The sequence below is a fragment of the Arthrobacter sp. V1I7 genome, assembly GCF_030817015.1.
Classification (GTDB): domain Bacteria; phylum Actinomycetota; class Actinomycetes; order Actinomycetales; family Micrococcaceae; genus Arthrobacter.
In genome coordinates this window covers 3,464,709-3,482,677 of sequence record NZ_JAUSYS010000001.1, presented here as the reverse complement: position 1 = coordinate 3,482,677, position 17,969 = coordinate 3,464,709, and the positions used below count along the sequence as shown (strand labels likewise).

The 17,969-nt window shown below is 56.8% G+C and carries 8 protein-coding genes; 6 read left to right on the top strand and 2 right to left on the bottom strand.

The genetic code is table 11. The features are described 5' to 3' along the window. The first annotated feature begins 299 nt into the window (after positions 1-299). A complete protein-coding gene (locus tag QFZ69_RS15945) occupies positions 300-1,214 on the top strand; it encodes a hypothetical protein (RefSeq protein WP_307000259.1) in 915 nt (304 codons plus the stop codon). Between the two features lie 381 nt (positions 1,215-1,595). Next, a complete protein-coding gene (locus tag QFZ69_RS15940) occupies positions 1,596-2,969 on the top strand; it encodes a DNA cytosine methyltransferase (protein ID WP_306919475.1) in 1,374 nt (457 codons plus the stop codon). Between the two features lie 99 nt (positions 2,970-3,068). Here the strand turns inward: QFZ69_RS15940 and QFZ69_RS15935 are convergent, their stop codons facing one another. Next, complete coding sequence (locus tag QFZ69_RS15935; RefSeq protein ID WP_306912800.1) at positions 3,069-4,268, bottom strand: MvaI/BcnI family restriction endonuclease; 1,200 nt, start codon at positions 4,266-4,268, stop codon at positions 3,069-3,071. 210 nt (positions 4,269-4,478) lie between these two features. Here QFZ69_RS15935 and QFZ69_RS15930 point away from each other — a divergent pair, with 210 nt between their 5' ends. The 3 genes from QFZ69_RS15930 to QFZ69_RS15920 all read left to right on the top strand — a co-directional run bounded on the left by QFZ69_RS15930 (position 4,479) and on the right by QFZ69_RS15920 (position 11,904). After that, on the top strand, positions 4,479-4,910 hold the full coding sequence (locus QFZ69_RS15930) for a very short patch repair endonuclease (protein WP_306919474.1): 432 nt from the start codon (positions 4,479-4,481) through the stop codon (positions 4,908-4,910). Positions 4,911-5,849: 939 nt separating this feature from the next. After that, entirely contained in the window at positions 5,850-9,113 is a 3,264-nt protein-coding gene (locus tag QFZ69_RS15925; protein WP_306912799.1) for an ATP-dependent helicase, read from the top strand. A 1,147-nt stretch (positions 9,114-10,260) separates the two neighbouring features. Continuing rightward, complete coding sequence (locus QFZ69_RS15920) at positions 10,261-11,904, top strand: hypothetical protein (RefSeq protein WP_307000257.1); 1,644 nt, start codon at positions 10,261-10,263, stop codon at positions 11,902-11,904. Positions 11,905-12,665: 761 nt separating this feature from the next. On the opposite strand, the gene QFZ69_RS15915 is transcribed toward QFZ69_RS15920, so the two are convergent. Beyond that, on the bottom strand, positions 12,666-14,420 hold the full coding sequence (locus QFZ69_RS15915) for a DUF262 domain-containing protein (protein ID WP_306912797.1): 1,755 nt from the start codon (positions 14,418-14,420) through the stop codon (positions 12,666-12,668). Between the two features lie 380 nt (positions 14,421-14,800). Here QFZ69_RS15915 and QFZ69_RS15910 point away from each other — a divergent pair, with 380 nt between their 5' ends. After that, positions 14,801-17,785: a DEAD/DEAH box helicase gene (locus QFZ69_RS15910; RefSeq protein WP_306912796.1), complete on the top strand. Its 2,985-nt coding sequence runs from the start codon at positions 14,801-14,803 to the stop codon at positions 17,783-17,785. Positions 17,786-17,969: the final 184 nt, after the last annotated feature.

The window sequence follows — 17,969 nt, the reverse complement described above, 5'->3', positions numbered from 1 at the left end:
GTAGAACGGCGCCAGGCAGTAGGCGAAGATCAGCGCCAGGCCCGACTGGCTACTTCCACCAAGTTGGCCTCATCGACAGTTTTCTCGCCGGTGGAATGACTCATCACCGCGAGGATCCAAGACCAGTGGGGCACCGACGGGCCATCAATATCTTGGAGAACGAATTGGGGCCAGTACCGCCCTGCGTTCGGCTGCCAAGCCGCGTTGGCGACACTATCGAATCCAGCGTCTGGTGCTTTGGATTTCGCGGTATCCTTTCGGTTCGAAGTCATATGGCGAACGAGGCTGGGGCCGTCTAAATGGATTTACGTGAAGAACAGAACATTGAGTATCTCGCCAGGTGTAAAATCGACTACGCGCTGCTTTATCCAACTCAGAATGGTTTGGATAACAGCATCATCGACGCTGTAGAGGGATTCAGAAAATTCCTTTTGCGGCAGCTCGTCCACGACTACGATACTCAGAAATATGGTGACGGCGGTAAGCGGCGCTTGCCCGTTCAGTTCATCCTGCGTTCCGGCGTCGTGGAGCTCCCAGACGCGTCGCTTTATCGTGCTGAGTCCAGAGGAGACCCCAGAATATGGTTTCCCCGAGTGAGAAACTATGTGTCGGCCGGTGAAGTGCTTGTGTGCCTCTGGAACGACGATCATTTGTGTCTACTGAATGCATCGCAAGAGGATTTCGGACGTCTGCCCTGGATCACACGGATCATCCCAGCACCGAACAACGGGATTGAAACTGGGCAGCCGGCACAGCCGGGGAGGCGAACGGAGTATGAGGATGTCCCGGTTCACTTCAAACCAAAGGACCGCCAAGAGTACATCGTCCAAGTTGCCGCAAGGACTTCGCGTCGAAGAGGAGACCGGCATGAGCTTCTCCTGACCGAATATGCGTCGCATGTGACCCCTCGTGGGCATAGGCCATCGAACACAAGTGTCCATCCGCGTGACCTCACGCTCAGGGTAGGCAAGGATGATTGGCTAGTCGAAGCAAAAGTCGTGTATGAGGGAAACGCGACCCAAGCTGTGCGGGCCGCAATTGGCCAACTCTCGGAGTACTCGCACTTCCTGTACGAGAAGCAAAATCGTCCCCGTCTAATGGCCCTGTTCAACGAACCAGTCGGGGATGGTTTCGTCGGCCTGCTGGAGGAGCTGGGAATTGCTGCTGTCTGGAAGACCGAGGGTCGATTGGGCTGGATCAACGATTGCCACTGAGAACGGCTTGATCTGATCGTCCCGCTGAGGAAATGAAGCTTGACGACGCACCTGTGTGAACTCCGGTGGCCCGGCCACACATCAGTGTGCTGTGCGGCAAATGTAGCCCTTGAGCCGCTCGTTCTAGAACTAACCTCTACGTCGGACGGGATACTTCGCCACTCGGTCGAGCTCGTCGCGCGCGTGGCGGTCGGGGTCTGTGAAACAATGAACTGCCGACTGGCCGCGGCCGGGAGAGCATGACCGACGCCGCCCAGGGGTAGACGGCCACACCAGCAGATGAAGTTCTGTCAGTGCTCGGCAATATGGTTCCGGTATGGGATCTCCGCGGGAAAATTGGTCCTGGAAAATCATCCGAGAATCAGACAGAATAGGGCAGTGATGAAATACGTTGATCTCTTCGCCGGGTGCGGTGGACTCTCTCTGGGCATTGAGAGAGCGGGAGGGGAACTGGTAGTCGCCGTTGAAAAATCCGACATGGCGGCGAGGACGTTCTTCCACAATCTGGTCGATGACGCATCGGACATGCAGGAGTGGCTGCAGTACGTCGCCAGCCCGGTGGCTGATCAGGTCAAGAGAGGCGTGCTGGTACGCGAGCTGAACTCGCTGCTGGCGGAGGACGACATAATGTCCGGTTTGGCGGCAGAAGGAATCGACCTAGTCGTTGGAGGACCCCCTTGCCAAGGATTTTCGCTTGCTGGCCGCCGCAACCGGGACGATGTCCGGAACAAGCTACCCTGGGAGTATCTGGAGTTCGTTGCCCGGACCAAGCCCAAGGCAGTTGTCATCGAGAATGTCGTCGGGATGAACCAGCGCTTCACGCCCGATGAAGAGTCCTCGTTCGTCCAATTGCAGCAAGCTCTGGCAGAGACTGAACCGGGGTACGTTGTTCAGGGGGTGTTAGTGAATGCCATGCATTACGGTGCGCCTCAACACCGGCCACGTCTAATGATCATCGGTGTCCGAGCAGACGTAGCCAAGGGGCGGGGCCTTCGGTCTACCGGCGTGTTGTGGAAGTCGGACTTCGCTGATGTCATGACCCTTCCTTTGCCCGATCTGGCACCGGTACCAACCGTAGAGCGCTCAAGTGTTCGTACGGTCGAGGATGCCATATCCGACCTCTCACCCCACGCCAGCAAAGTAAGCCGGCCGCGAAACCGCGAGTATGTCAAGGAAATGCGTGACGTGGGCTGGAAGCTTCGGCTGAAGGCAAGACGAGACGAACAGAATCACGTGCCTCGTAAACATGCGGCGCGGACGGTCGAACGGTTTCGCCTCTATCAGTACTTAGCGGGTGCCGGGCTTGATCAACGAGTGGTGAGTCGTGCTGCGTCCTTGCCAGAGTCGGATGCGATGCTCTACGTGAAGACGCAACTGTTGGACGCCGAGATGCCAGCTACATCTCCAGACGGCAATGTTCTGGCATCCACGCTGGATGAGCTTTGCCAATTGGTTATCAGTCTCGCCACAAAAAAGCATTCCCAGAAAGTCCTGGGTTGGAAGAGTCCTGCGAGAACAGTAGTGACATTGCCGGACGACTATGTCCATCCACTGGAGCCGCGTATTTTCACAGTAAGGGAGATGGCACGCTTCCAAGGTTTCCCGGCAGCATTCGAATTCCTGGGCAAAGAGACGACGGGGGCACACAGACGGCGGGTGGAAGTGCCCCAATACTCGCAAGTGGGCAACGCAGTATCCCCTTGGCTATCCCTCGCTGTCGGGAAGATGGTCTCTAAGGTGTTAAACGGTTCGTAGTGTTGAGCTGTGCCGGAAGTCTGGTTCAAGCTTTGAATGAGAGCGGTCAGGCGAAGTCCGGCGCCGAACAGACATGCTCGGCGCCGGACTTATCTATCTCTAACGTCGAGATCGCCCAACGAATCCTTGACTTAGCTGATAGACCTCAATGAGTGGAAAGAGTGCGTCGAATTCACGATCCGCAATCTTGAACAGTGGGCCTTGTTCTTTGACACCTTTTCCCGGTTTCTTTGAGATGAGGTGATCGACAGTGATGGCTCCTGATGCTAGAAGCGGTACGACTTGATTGAGCACAGGTTTGCTCGTATGGACGATCGAGTCGAAGCGCACGTACTCTCCGTCATGCCTCAGCTCGGACGTTGCTTTTACCCAGAATGTTTCGGCGTGTTTTCGTTTTAGTGCAGTCCGCAGCGACTCCAGAGTCCAGCGCAATCGGAACGCTGAGTGCTGCCTTTCGCAGAATTCTTCGAGTACCGTTTCGTCCGCGGAGACTCGCAGTCTCAAACCTTGAGAATTGGCTCGTTTGGCGCCGACTTCGCAGTTCAGTTCAGGAAATCCCCGTCGGTCGTAGCCAAAAAGCTCGAGGAATTCCGCCGTACTCGACAGCGTGCTCCGATGCCAGTCAGGCACTTTGGCGAACATCGTGTGCCGATTCTGCACTCTTGCCCTCGTGGACTTAATCTCGATTCCCTTGTAGTCGGGTGCTTTGCTGGAGTTGGCCGAAATACCCAATTCTGTCTCTAGAAGATGCCCTACTGCCGTGTCGCCGGCCCTGTGGGTCTTGATGAAACCGCGCTCCGCCAGATCAAGAATCATCTGAAGCAACTCCTGCGACGCCGAGAGTCTATTTCTCGCTATCCCGCCCAGAACGTCTTGGAGCGCCCCTGGACGTTCCAATTCAGCTTCAATATCCGATTCACCGAGTCGAAGCACAAAGAGTTCGTCATCTAGATATAGCACTGCAGCTATATCACCAGACATGCAGATTTTCTTAATATGTGAAATCCGAAACCGTGGGTCACCTTTTTTGGTGCAGGGCCTGTACATGGCAACTTCTGACCTCAGAAACGCGCCATTCTCCATAATCGTTGCCATGCGAATGATCTTTGCTTCTTGACCTTGGCCTCGCTTGGCGTAGTCGTGAATGCCCGTGGAAACTAAGAACTCACGAAACTCTTGCGTAGCATCCGAATAAGCCTTTTCAAGAGTCGTTTCTGTCTGCTCTAGCAGTCCGAATGGTACATCCAATCTCACTAATAATTCGACATTGAGACGCTCAAGATCCGATAATTCTCTCATTTCGTATCCCTTTCCCCGGATAATGCTCAGCACTGACTATCTCGGTCACAAACTATATAGGTTAACTTGATAGGGAACCCTGTCTCGTGCCGGACCAGCAAGACCACACCGTGGACGTGGGATCTGTCGACGACGCTCTATGTGTCTGAAAAGACTTTGATCAGTCGGCGAAGGCGATTGGGTTCTAGGATTGATCATGTGGCGGATTTCATGAACACGGAGCAACGGAGCGCTCATATGGCCAAGATCCGCTCCAAGAATACGAAGCCGGAGGTCCGACTACGCAGTCTTCTGCATCGCGCCGGATACAGGTTTAGGCTTCACGAGCGATCACTTCCGGGTCGGCCCGACCTAGTCTTCACGGCCCGTCGAAAGGTCATCTTCGTCAACGGGTGTTTCTGGCACGGACACGACTGCTCAGTTGGCTCGCGGCTACCAAAGACGAACACAGATTTTTGGGCGCTGAAGCGCGAGAAGAATCAGGAGCGCGACGCCCGACAGCTGCGGGAATTGGAGTCCCTGGGGTGGAGTGTCCTCGTAGTTTGGGAGTGCGAGCTACCGCCAAATTCGCCCTTGGATGCAAGTCTAATGAGTTTTCTCGGTCCCCCGAAGCGGGGGCTCTCCGAGAAAACACCTCGGTGAACAGCCGCGCTGAAACCAAAGACGCCTTCGCGATTAGCTCACTTCGATTGCAGCACACCGGTCTTGGACGATGGCCCAGACTTCATTCCGGGCGGGGCTAACGGCACAGAAGCGACGGCCACCGATATCCGAAGGTCAGTGATGTGCTTGTCCGCCCGGGCTCTGATTCTCTCCCGTAGTGGGCGGAGCAGCACGACACGCATGGAGCCGACGCCCGTGCAAATCCGCAGGATTATCAGGGCGTAGTTGCTAGGGTGGTGGGTATCTTATTAGGGGGGACATTGCGGCGCTGCGTGGTCCGAATATCTGAGGTGGACCTTCGCCGCCTGCGGGGAGTTGCATGAATGTAAGGCCATACGCCCCGATGAAGATCGAACAACTGGAGGAACTGGCGAAGTCCGCTAGTGGCGACTCGGAGGTTCATCGGCGTCTGGTGGCAGAACTTCAACATCGTAAGAATCCTCGTGCCCAGCGGCTCAAGTCTCGACTAGAGGGTACGATCCCGCCCCAGTCTGCTGGGAGATCAGCTCGAAGCGAATCGTCTGGGAAGCCCAACGCGGTCCCGCCAGTTTCAGCAGTTTCCTGTCAGGAGCCGTCGATTGCCGCGACCCTCCCGACGCCCCACGTCTCCGCGGAGGAGCATGAATCGCTACTACGGGCCTTTGAATCCCTTCGTGCGACCTTCACCGTGGAAGCCGAGTTACTTGCCCGATGGGGAATGACACCAGCGCTGCCACAGGAAATTCAGGACCTTGTATTTCAGGAATGGACCAAGAGACTGACAAGTGCAGACAATGAGACAAAGCCCGTTGAGGCCATCGCAAAGGATCGCGTACGGATCGCCCGTGAAAGGGACGCCCTTCGAGGCGCCATGAAAGCGCACGGTATCATCCCACCGCCGCCCGCCGTTAAGGTGGCGCCTCTTATTGGAGACAACCAATGACATCAGCCCTCGAAGACGAGAATCAAGCTTGGCGCCGGTGCGAAATAGCGTGGGCTGACTGGCTTCTGGCTGAGCGATATGCCGTCATCTACCTGAGCGAGGCTGTTGGCAACTCATCAGGTACGAGGGCACCCCTGATCTCCTTTGGTGGCAAACGCAGGAGAGCGCCAGACCTGCAGACGACGAAGGCCGGAAGCAGCGAGTACTGGGAAATCAAATTCCGGGCGCGGACAGACTTTGATCCGCTGACGGGTGAACGAGTGCATTGGACAACGTACGCGGCGTTTAAGGATTACCTGGCGGTCGCTGATGAAACCCGGTGCAAGGTTTGGCTTATCCTGTTTGAAGGACCCACATCCACGTCTTCTGGCCGCTGGTTGTGCGCAGAGGTCCATGAGCTGCTAGAACATGGGCGAAACGGAGTGCGTTTCGGCAGGGGAGGCAACGAAGTCGACGCTTGGGTCTGGCCGGCCGCTGTGATGAAGATTGTTTCAGGACCTAATGTTGACCTCACCGGGGCATCAGTTGATCTCCTTCCAATTGAAGGCGACCAGCATGCGCTTCAGCCCAAGCGACTTGAACCAATCGAGCGTGAACTCAGGAAGCGAAAGCCGGGCAAACAGTCGGTGCCGTTTGCTGTGCCGGACTCGGGGACAGTAGTTCTCGAGGGCGATCCCGCCGTGGCCCTGGATGTCTTGTGCCGGTCTCTTGGGATCCCGATAATTCCCCGATATAGCGTCCTTCGGGTAGGCCTTGATGACGTAGAGATTGATGATCTTCTCGGACTCCTCCACTATGGCATTCGGGTCTTCTTGATTACTCAAACGGAAGTTGAGACATCCCTCGACTCGATTGAGTACCAAGCGTTCAAGGACAGCCGCCTGCTTGAGTGGGCCGTGGTCGGAAGTGCCCTTGACGACGCACACGGGACATGGGTGGTCGATGGTGCCCTTCCCTCCCCAGTTCCCAATGCCCTGAAGCGGGCCCTTGATGTCGCCGACGAAGTGGGCGGGATCAACGTCGGCCAGTACAACATCGTCCACGCTCCTGCGAACGCCGACTTGTTAATTACAGCAGGCGCTGGAACAGGCAAGACAGAAACTATGTCGGAGCGAGTGATCTACCTTCTGGCTACGTGCAGCGGCACCGAGGATACTCAAGAGTCTGATACCCCGATGCCTTTCGATCTTCGGGCCGACGATATCGTCCTTATGACCTTTACGCGCGACGCGGCCCGACAGATGCGGGAGAGGATTGGCCGCGCACTGATGCTCAGGCAGCGGCTTTGCCGTCGAGGCGTATTCCCTGCCCTTGCTTGGATGATGCAACTAAGCAGTGCTGAGATCACAACGATCCATACCTTTGCAAAGCATATTGTGCAGTCGGGCGGTGGCGCACTCGGGCTGTCGCCCGCGCTAAAAGTTAGCCGCCAGACCGTCGCCTTTCGATCTATACTGCACGATGCTTTATCCCCCTACCTCACGAAGCTGCTTGAGAGGTACCCTCAAGGCGTCCCGGCTTCCTACCTCTGGGAGGATCATTTCGAGGCTATCTGGGCGGCCCTCGAAAATAATGGCGTGGACTTGATGCCCATCACTGGCCAGTCCGGGGAAGTACCTGGGGTTGACTGGGGTGGGGAGGGATCGGACGGCTTGCAGGGAGAGGTACAACGAGCAACCCAACTCGTCGTGAACGAGATAGCTGTCCGGTTCCGTGAACTTTGCTTGGAGAATCAATCGATCCGCACCTCGGACCTCGTCCCCTTCGCGCTCGCGGCTATAAGGAGTCAGAAAGATCCCCGCGTCATGAAGCCGCGGTACCTCTTCGTCGACGAGTTCCAGGATACTGATGCGCTTCAAATGGAGCTCATCTTGGACATCAAAGTACTGCTTGGCGCCAGGCTGTTCGCGGTCGGTGATGCGAAGCAGGGTGTCTACAGGTTTCGGGGCGCGGAAGGCAACGCCTTCCAGGAACTTCGTTCTCGCGTCAGAGCCCGAAACCTTGATGATTTCGGCGAGTACCCTCTGTCGCGCAATTTCCGCTCCGGAGCGAGCCTTCTCAACTCGCTCCACGCACACTTCGAGCGATGGGGATCGGCGGGCCTTCTGGTCTATACGGAAGCGGAGAAACTTCGGGCTCAAATTCGAGATACGGACAAGAGCAAGGAGATTTCCTTCCAGCAGATTACGGTGACCAAGTTCGCGGAGCGTGCGGCTGTCGACGTGGCGGTCTGGAGGCGCGAGGCTCCGAAGGCGTCGATCGCTATTCTCTGCCGACGAAACTGGCAAGCGGCTGCGGTGCGATCTGAGGTTCAAGCCGCAGGGTTGCCCTGCGAATTACTTGTCGGGGGTAGCTTCTTTACATCGCCAGCTGTGAGAGAACTCCACGTACTCCTCCAGGCCGTCGCGCAACCGTCGGACGATGCAGCTCTGCTGCAGCTGTGCGAGACGAGGTGGGCAGCAGGCCTTCTCCGTGGGCAGCCGCCAATAGGCGTATTCGATCCTTCATGGCGAGTCAACGTTCCACCGGTCAAGACGTGGCACGACAGGCTTGGCTCCCTATCGACCTCAGACACCTACGACAGGTCGGATCTCGAGCAACTACGGGTCCGAATCCAGTCCATCGGTGCGCTACTCAGCCGCATGCCGGTCATGGCTTGGATTGTGGAGTGTGCCAGAGCCTTCGCGCCCGAGGCATCCCAGTTGACTTCGACCACCGATGATTCCGAGCGGAGACGATACGTTCGCTGTTTCGATCATCTGGTAACGCTTCTGGATTCAAACTTCAAGGACGGACCAGTCAGCTTGCAGAGAGTGCTTTCCTGGCTTCAGCTGAATATAGCCACCAACCGTGCCGAGGACGAGCCGGTTGAATGGGGCGACCTCGAGGGCAGGACGACAGCTCTCACCGTCCATAAGGCCAAGGGGCTTGAGTTTGACCGCGTCATAGTGCCTCATAGCTGGACGAAGTTCGAGACACCCAAAAACGTTGCGACGCGAGTCGCCGTATTACGTAGGGACAGCGAGCTCCCTCGAGTGGTCTGGCAATGGAACGGCGGAAGTGGACCGGCGAGGTTCTCGAACGTCTCCGAGGAGGATCAGTCCCTCTGGGCTCAAGACGACCTAGAAACGGCTCGTGAGGAGGCCCGGCTCCTTTACGTGGCCCTGACGCGTGCCAAAGACCAGCTTCGGGTCTACGTTCCGTATCGTCGGAGTACGCGAAACGGGCAGCCCAAGTCCTGGGCAGATCTTCTAATCTAGCGGAGGTAGTGAATGGGTGGATGGAAGGCTGTAGCCAGCGGACGGGTTGATGAGCAGTTTCTGCGTGCAATGTTGAATGAGCATGGGACCAGCTGGGAAGCCGCTTCCCATGTGACAGCAACGGGCTCGCTTGCGAGGAGCGTGCGAGCTTCGGGTGTCGTCGGTTTGCCTATCGCGACATTGACGGACCTCGTCTTGCTGCCAGGGATGCCGGATATGGCGCTGCCTCTCGAAAGATTCCCCGGTCCGGACGTTCTGGGGAGGGAAGGCAACAAAAGCTATGAGCGAGAAATCTCTGAATGGCAGCAGCTAGCCACTGGCCGCCGGTTTCGGCTGGGTATTCAGTTTGATGACGCACTGAGGCGGTTCGCCAGAGTTATGGCTCCAGATCCTGCGATGGGACGACTCCTAGTAAGATCTCGGCGGGAGTTCTCCCGCACCGTTCATACGCTGACTGCTGCGGGTGTTCATCCTCGAGAACTGTCCGTGAGCGATGACCTAGGCCGAGCGGCCGTGGATGCGTGGGCTTGGCTAGAGAACGAGATCCCGTCGCTGGCAGCGCCTCGAACGGATCTTTGGATCGATTTTCAAGAGTTTAAGACGCAATCGACCAGTCATGCACGCAACTTGCGTGACCGGATTGACCGTGCTCTGGAGGCCGCGTTTGGGATCGCCCGCGGTACGAGAGCGATCGTCCACCACGGTTTCTACTTTTTCACGCCGCCACAGTGGGCCTTGTTCCAACTACTTCGGTGCATTCCCAATGTCGACCAGATTTTCGTAGTGCATGACGATGGAGCCAATCCCGCCTTCGAAACATGGCGTCGATTCTTCGTCGATAAGTGGGACATGCCAGTACCCGGGCCTGTAACCACCCCTCAAGGCGGCTCGAGTGGAGCTGCGGATATTGCCCCTGGGGGGGAAGCGCTTCTCAAGGCGCTCAGCGGTGAACCTGTCGCGCTGGACGGGCTCGCTGAGAGCGTCACCGTTTTGGAATGCCGCAGTCCAGCGGAACTCGTACGGCAGTGGCGGCGTGAAACCGTAGCCGGAAGGGGAAATCCTCCTCGCTGGTTTGGGCGCTGATGCGAAATCCGTGGAGAGGTTCGTCAGGAGATTGGCCGGGGACGCGGGGTCTGGCCCGACAGATTTGGCACAGTTGCCGATTGGGACGTTCCTTCTCGCTATCCACGACTGCATCAAGCCGCTGGCCGGCGGCGGTGCGGAGGTGGTGCTTAGTGATGAAACGCTTCTTGACATTGCCGCGAGCGGTTATCTAGAGACCCATGGGCTGAGAGGCCAGACCGTGGACTATGTCAGCGCTCTGCGTCGCGGTCTACCATTTTTTAGAGGCTGTACGACGGGCGAGCAGTGGCGAGAGAGGGCGATACAACTCAACCGCTTGATAATTGCGGAGGTTGAGCCGCTGGGCGAGAGGGATCACGAATCGTCCGATGTCGAACGTATCCGGCTGGCGGCAGGAAACCCATTGCGTCTCATTCCATGGGGTGATCTGAGTCGGGACGAAGCGGCGGGAATTACGGCGGTGATCTCCTCCACTGTGGCGTTGGTGGAAGAGATGGCATCGCGGGAGCGAGTCGCGCTCAAAGACCACATTAGATTCCTCAGAAGCAAACTTGCGCAGGGCATGCGCGACCTTGCTGAGGACGAACGGCGAGAAATTGCTGCCAAAGTGGAGGGCTTCTCTGTTGGTCTCGATGACGAGATTGATGTTGACGGGCTCGTCGATGTCGTGGGCATGTTGCTGGGCCGAACCGCAGAGTTCGACGCACTTGGTGATTTAGAACCGAGTGCTGGCGCGATAAGTGAGCTGCGTGGTTTGGATGCGCTCGGACTGCGTAAGCAAGAAGGTGACGTACATCTGACGAACATGGCAGAGGGAGCCTTCCCTTCATTCGTTCAGACGATGTCGTGGCCCTTCCGCATGGATGACATGGTCGGCGCTACGGCCTCAGTCGATTCGATTACAGTCGAGATCCTGTCGGCCCGAGCTGAGAACGCAGCTTTGAGCGATCTCTACTTGCTATGGCTTGCACTTGATGGCGTAACGACTGGCAACAAGGTCACGCTGAGCTGGATATCGGAAATAGGAGGTGAGCGGCACAACCCCTCGGCGATCCTCTCCCTCCTGACCCGTCCAATACGAGCGACTGACGCAATACGAACGAGAGCTGCTGGTCTGAGGGTTGGGGTTGTCTCGCCCGCAGGGGATGTCGGTGGTCTGGCTGAGCCCACGCCACTGGCTGCGCAATCGGTTCCGGCAACAGAACTGAGCCGGGCTGTGGACAGGGTGGATGCCCGCGCAGCCGCGTCGGCAGTGGTCTGCGCACGGCGCCTCGCCCTTCAATGGATCCTCGGGCAGTCGGCTGCCTACCAGTCCGAGCATCACCACTCCATGCTGTACGGGAACATTGTCGGTGCGCTCGCCAGACTCAAGCACCTGAGCGCGATGAAGGCCTCGAGGACCGCCAACGATCTCTGGCGACATTTCACCCCAGGCCAGCGCTCCAGCAGTCTGGCAAAGCGCGTCATAAACGTGACTGGGCGCTCGGCTCACGGGCTTTGGATTCTTACTCTGGCCGGCAAATCCCGCCCCTCCGACAATCCGCTCGATCTCGCTTACCAAACTGCGGTGAGAGGGGAGAGGCCGGCTCTCGACATAATCGTTCCGGCTCCAAGTGAATATCTGCCTCCCGGGGTTGATGACCCTGACGTTTGCGACCAGTGCCCTGTACGACTCAGCTGCGCTGTATGGGCGCAGCAGCCAGATTAAAAAGAGCGCTAATGCGCCAGGTCGGCCCTGGGGACGGACGTAAGACCGTCTAGAATGTCAATCTGATTTGAACCCGCGATGGACATAAATTGCAGTCTCATCGGACCCAAATTCGACATCGGAGATGGCAACATTCCGTCAGGTTCGTCGATGCACAGCAGGTCCACACGTCACCGAAATCTACCTCAGTCTCCGATCCGGGCACGTGTGCCTGCGGCAGGAAGACCTCCACCGGGCTGTGCCCTGAACCAACAGCGATATCGCTTCTGCGGGCCTTCACGTACTGCCGGACGGTGGAGCACAAGATCACAGCATGATGCTCATCAACCTGACGATCAAAAAACTCGATGGGCGGTATGGCCCTGCTTTCGAGAAACACCCAGATCAGCTAGGAGGATCCCATCAATGACGCTTTTGAGCGGACCCCAACTTCGGCGCCTCCTGGACTGGAGCCCTTCGCGAGGGCGGTTCCGCAGCGGCCAGTGCTTGCCGGACGGTTCTCCGAGAAAACCCGGTGCTCGCGCGCAATGCAGCGAATCGACAAGCCCCTGACCCTGGGATTTTCGCGAATAGCCCCACTCTCGACTTCATCACTGCCTTCCACCGTTGGGAAAAACCTCTGATGGAATCAACCGTGAGTTGGGCTCAACTGAAACTGCGATTCATCAACCGGTGGGTGGGCGGCTTTGCTGCCCGGATCAGCAGGGCAGCCCAGAAGGCATCGCGTTCGGCAACAGGCGACGCCCGCGTCTCCGGTTCGCCTAATTCGTTGTACCAAGGGCCAGACGGCGCCGGAGCACTTCTTCTAGCCGTTTGCGGCGGTCCGTGTAGAACTGCTCGAACTCGTCTACCGAATCAGGGAGCCATGGGATTGCATTTCGATCCGAGTAGGCCTCCAACCGTTCTGGCGTGAAAGTCTCCTTCGCCCAAGACTGTGGCGCCCGTGCCGATTTCGATATGTTTACCGGCCCTTCCAACAATTGTAGGTTTGCCAACCCGTCCCGCATTCCTTCCGCTCGGGCAGCCGCGTCCTCCTCCAAACCGACCATCTTTGTAGCGTTCTTTGTCAGCAGGCTGCGAGGGAAGACGTGGTCGATATGATGTGTATTACGGGTATCGACGTTTGGAAACACGATTGCCAACACCGCGAAGGTGCGCTTGCGCCCGTAAGACAAGTCCAAAATGTCCTCGATCTGCGCGTCGTCGAAAATAAGGGACTTGCCCCGAGCTGCCATCTTCCTTTCGGCCTCGTCCACAGGGAACCCGCGCTCACCGTGCTCATCGATGACAGCCCGAAGGTCTCGGAGCAGAGTATCCAGACCGGAACCCCAGACGCCTGGCTTAACTAGCGATTTCAATACCCAGGTTCGCAGCTTTTCCCGGTCCGGTGCTTCGGACACTGAGGAGCGGTATGAGTCGGTGAGACCACGGTGGTGGATGTAGTAGGCAATTGGGATCAGCACGCTGTCGGCCGGAAGCGACGCTGCCGACAGCCCGAAATCGCTCAATACCCTAACTGCGACACCGAGTGAGGAACTGATTCTGTCCCACTCTCGGTCCAAAATTCTCATGTTCTCCATTGTGAAGTTCTTCACTCTGAAACCTATGTCCCTGATGCCCGCTAGGACGAGCCCGGATTTCAGTACCACGTCCTGTGAGAAGTCGAACCCTTCCCCGGTGCGGTTAAGTTCGTCGACCAGACCGTGGATCGCCTCTCGTGCGTCCCGACCAAGCCACTGTGCTGTGGCAACCGACAGCAGCAGATCGCTATAAGAGAGCACGGTCCCACCGGAATTAACTCGGATGAAAATGTCCAAGACCCTCTCGATGTCTTGGTCCTGCTCCTCGTATACGTGCAGTGAGGGACTCATGTGCACGGCCTCCCAAAGACGGCTGATCATCGAGGAAGCGCCCGGGTGATTGGCGACTCCAATGCTCGCAGCCATCGACCAGATTTCCGACATCGTAGACGCCTCGTAGATGGACCGGACGGGAAACCACAGGTGATTTTCATCGTTTGGGAACCGTGCAAGGTCTCGGTCGCTCAGCAACCGGAAGTCATACTTCATTCCGGCTTCGTTCTCGGCGGCCATACCCAAAACATTGAGATACAGCTTCCTCTCGGGGTACGAGGCCGGGTTCGTCCGCCAACCGCCTTGAGTACGGTCGGCGAAGGTTCCACGCAAGCCGATGTTCAGTGCTGAAAGGCGCTGTTGGCCGTCGAGAATAGCGGTCAATGGGCGCGTCGGCGGAAGGTCGAGCTTGGGACAGTGCTTGCCGTCGTACTGAGAGTAGTTCTTGATAAATCCGTAAAACTGGAACTTTGACGCCGTCTCCGGGGTGACCGCCCATGAAAGCAACCCGCCTATCGGGTAACCGCGCATCAGCGAGTCGAAAAGCGTCTCGATCTGCTTAGCCGACCAGACGAACTCGCGCTGGATGGCCGGCAGAACAATATCCCCATCGTGAATCTTCCGCAGTACAGAAACGATGGAGGTCGGAGGGTGGTACGGCATGTGAGCTCTCCCTGAATAGGACTGATGGCCAAGGACCAGGATACTGGATTGCCTCGAATCCTCAGGCGCCGGCGCCCAGTGTCTTTACTGCAATAGCCTTGGACATCTTGACTCAGGCGTTGGAAGCCATTGCGCCGGCCCCGACCTCGGAACTGTGGACCCTAGAGCGAGCTCGCTGGTTAACCCCGAGCGGGGGCATAACGTACTCAAGGTGCGAGTATCGAAAGATTGCCGGTCATGCCGCACTCTCGAGCGGGGAGTCCGGGGGCGCGGCGATGTCCGCCGCGCCTCGGCTCGCATGGGCGAAGCATGGAACGACGGCACCACAACCCATTCGCGTCATACTCAGATTTAGGAGTTTCATGCGGTTGGATAAAACCATGACCGAAATAGTTGGCGAGTTGCGCGAAACGCTGTGGGATCACCAAAAGACCGCAGTGAGTACTGTTTCGACCTACTTGAGCACAGGGCGGCTGGAAGGTGCTGCTCTAATCTCAATGCCGACGGGCACAGGAAAGACAGCTGTGATTGCGGCTGCGGCGGCCGAGGCTGTCAGAGACCACGGACGCAACGTTCTGGTCCTTACCCCATGGACAGCCCTGGTCAGACAGCTCAAGAACGACCTACAGGGGCGGCTTTGGGAGAGGTTGGAAATTGAAGCCCCGCCGGACTTTCCTCAGTCTCGCAGCCTTCCTTCGGCGGCTAGAGTCGGTGATTTGCTGAAATTAAAAAAACCCACAGTAGTCGTGGATACGATCGCCGCGATTTTCGCAATTCAGCGGCATTGTCACGAGTCGGGCGTCGATATTCGAACATACTTCAGTGATTTCAGTGCGGTTTTTGTAGACGAAGGCCATTATGAGCCAGCGCCGAAATGGTCTGCAGCAATCCGGTCCCTAAAACTGCCGACCATTCTCTTGACTGCAACTCCCTATAGAAATGACGAGAAGTACTTCCAGATTGCCGATGATCATCGATTCCGCTACACCCACCACGAGGCTGTGCAGAACGGGTTTCTTCGCAAACCAATCTTTTCGTCCCTAACGGGCCAAACGCCAGAGTTGTTCGTGAACGACCTCGTTGATTTTATTTCAAGCCTGACATCCACTGGAAGCCATCGTGTAATCGTTCGGTGCGGAGACGCCGAATCGATTCGTCGATGCGTCAAAGAACTTCATCGGCTCGACCGCAGCGCACTCGGTGTACACGACACATTTGAAAGCAGGGGCGGTCTAATGAAGTGGGTCCCCGACCCCAGGACTACTAATGTGGAGTTCTGGGTGCATCAGAACAAGTTGGTAGAAGGCATCGATGACCCACGATTTCGGATAGTGGCTTTCTACGATGCGTTTCGTAACGACCGAGCTGCCATTCAGCAAATTGGGCGTGTCCTACGCAATCCGAGGGGAGCACTGGCGGGTGGCCCCGCCTGGGTTCTGAGCCGCGGTGAAAGCGATCTTCAGACCTTGTGGTCGAACTATCTCCAGTTCGACCAAGACAGCATGCATGGGGCAGTAGCTACGATGCCGGATCTTGTTGAAAATCTCCTGGCATCACAGCCTAAGAGTTTCTATCATGGTGGCAGTTTCAAAACATCATTGGATTTTGACAGCGATTTAGCGTGGAAGAGCTTTGCTTATCCACTCACGACTCGCGTATTCCGTGCCCTCTCGCAACCTTTGAGCCTGAATGAACTATTTAACGACGTCAATCAGGAATGGGCCGAGATCGATCGAAGCGTTTTTCGACGCCAATCGCCCGATACGAGCACGTTCATTCTGCCGTACGTCTCGGCTGAGAACTCTCCATTCCTTCGAAGAATGGCCTTTTTCGAACCGAAGTTCGGATACACCCTAATCCGCATTGTAGGTCGACATCTCTTCTATTTCGATGCACGAGGCAGGATACCGTCTATCGTTGAGAAGAATTTCGTGCCAGTCGGATCGAAAGAGCTGACTCGATTGCTGCCGGAAACCAGTACGGTTACGGAAGTCTCTTTGTTGAACACCTCCATTGGCCGACGTTCTGCCCACGCCCGCTCCATCCGTGCGGCTTCCATTGAGGATCTGGCGCCTGATCTAGCCGACTACACATACTTATGTTCCCGGGCGGAAGGTTATGCGCGGAACGATCAAGAGACTTTTCGCAGATATCTAGGACTAAGTCGCTCTAGGGTCCGTGACTACCGCCGAACTGAGCAGACTTTCGAAGAATATCGTCAGTGGATCGAGACCCTATGCGCTGAGATGCAAGATAGCAGTGCCAGGCCAGCTGACGCTTTTTCTCGTTACGCCGAGCCGATAGACGTCCCTGAAGACCCGTCACCCCTCCATGTTCTTTTGGATATTCGAACTGAGAACTTTGTGCGACGGGAGGAAGCTGGTGATGTTGCGCTTATAGTCGGCGAAGCGGCAAGCAAAGTCGGCAATGATGGGTCTTTCACGATTGAAGTTAATGGCTTAGTTCATGACGCGCGGCTGGTATGGGATGCCTCGAGGGAGCGGTTCGGCTTTTCATCCAATACATTGGCGTCAGAAATGTTCGTCGAAAGGGGCGGCGAGGAACGCGAGCTCACGCGATCTATTAGTGCTGATCAAGCGTTTCGAGTAGTAACGGCCGACAGTCGATATATCTACGCGCACGGACAATTCTTTGAGCCCATTCGACCCGACCAAGAACTTGACAGATTTTCTCTGTTGCGGATCATGACTGGTGTCGCTGCCTTAGAATCTGCAGCGTCAGAGAAAGGTTCCGCGATCAGCGATAATCAGTGGCAGCCCAACAGCGTATTTGGATTAATCGACCTACTCGCAAATTCGGGCGGTCCGGCTGGAGCGCAGGCCATGAATGAGTTTTTTCCCAAAATCGAACTACTAATCTGCACGGATCTAGGTACTGAGGTGGCGGACTTCATTGCGCTACAACCCGATCGCGTCGCCTTCATCCATGCCAAAGCGGGGAAACGTAATAAGAAATCGGCGAGTATATTGCAGGAAGTGGTAGGTCAGGCTATTAAGAATCTACCGCACATCCAACCCACGTCTCAGGTCGTGCCCCCTTCAGGTAACTGGACCAAACCCTGGTCAGCCAATGGTGTGACCGGAACGGCAGAACGGCTGCGGGTCGGACGCGGAAGCAACGTAGACGAGATTTGGAGTCAAGTCCGTTCCGTAGTCACGGATCCTCAGGCTGACCGTGAGGTTTGGCTTGTTCTCGGAGCAGCACTCTCGGTGAAAGCTCTTCAGCAAGACGCGCAAAAGACGACTCCATCCCCCGAGCTGCTTCAGATCTACGGGCTCCTACAGACGGCTTGGAGCGCTGCGACGCAGATGGGTGTTCGCCTGCGGATCTTTTGTTCACCTTAGACTCCAACTGGCGGATTGGCCCGGTTTTTCGGTGATAGAGCTAGACAGAAGATGCTGTTCAGCCTTTGAACGTGCCATCAGACGCGCTCGAGCGGTCGGCTTCGTCCCTTGATGGTGGGCATGTGCCTCCGAGATTGCCGCCGCTCCGATCGAGGTGCGGCGTGCGTCATCGCGGCGGCGGGGC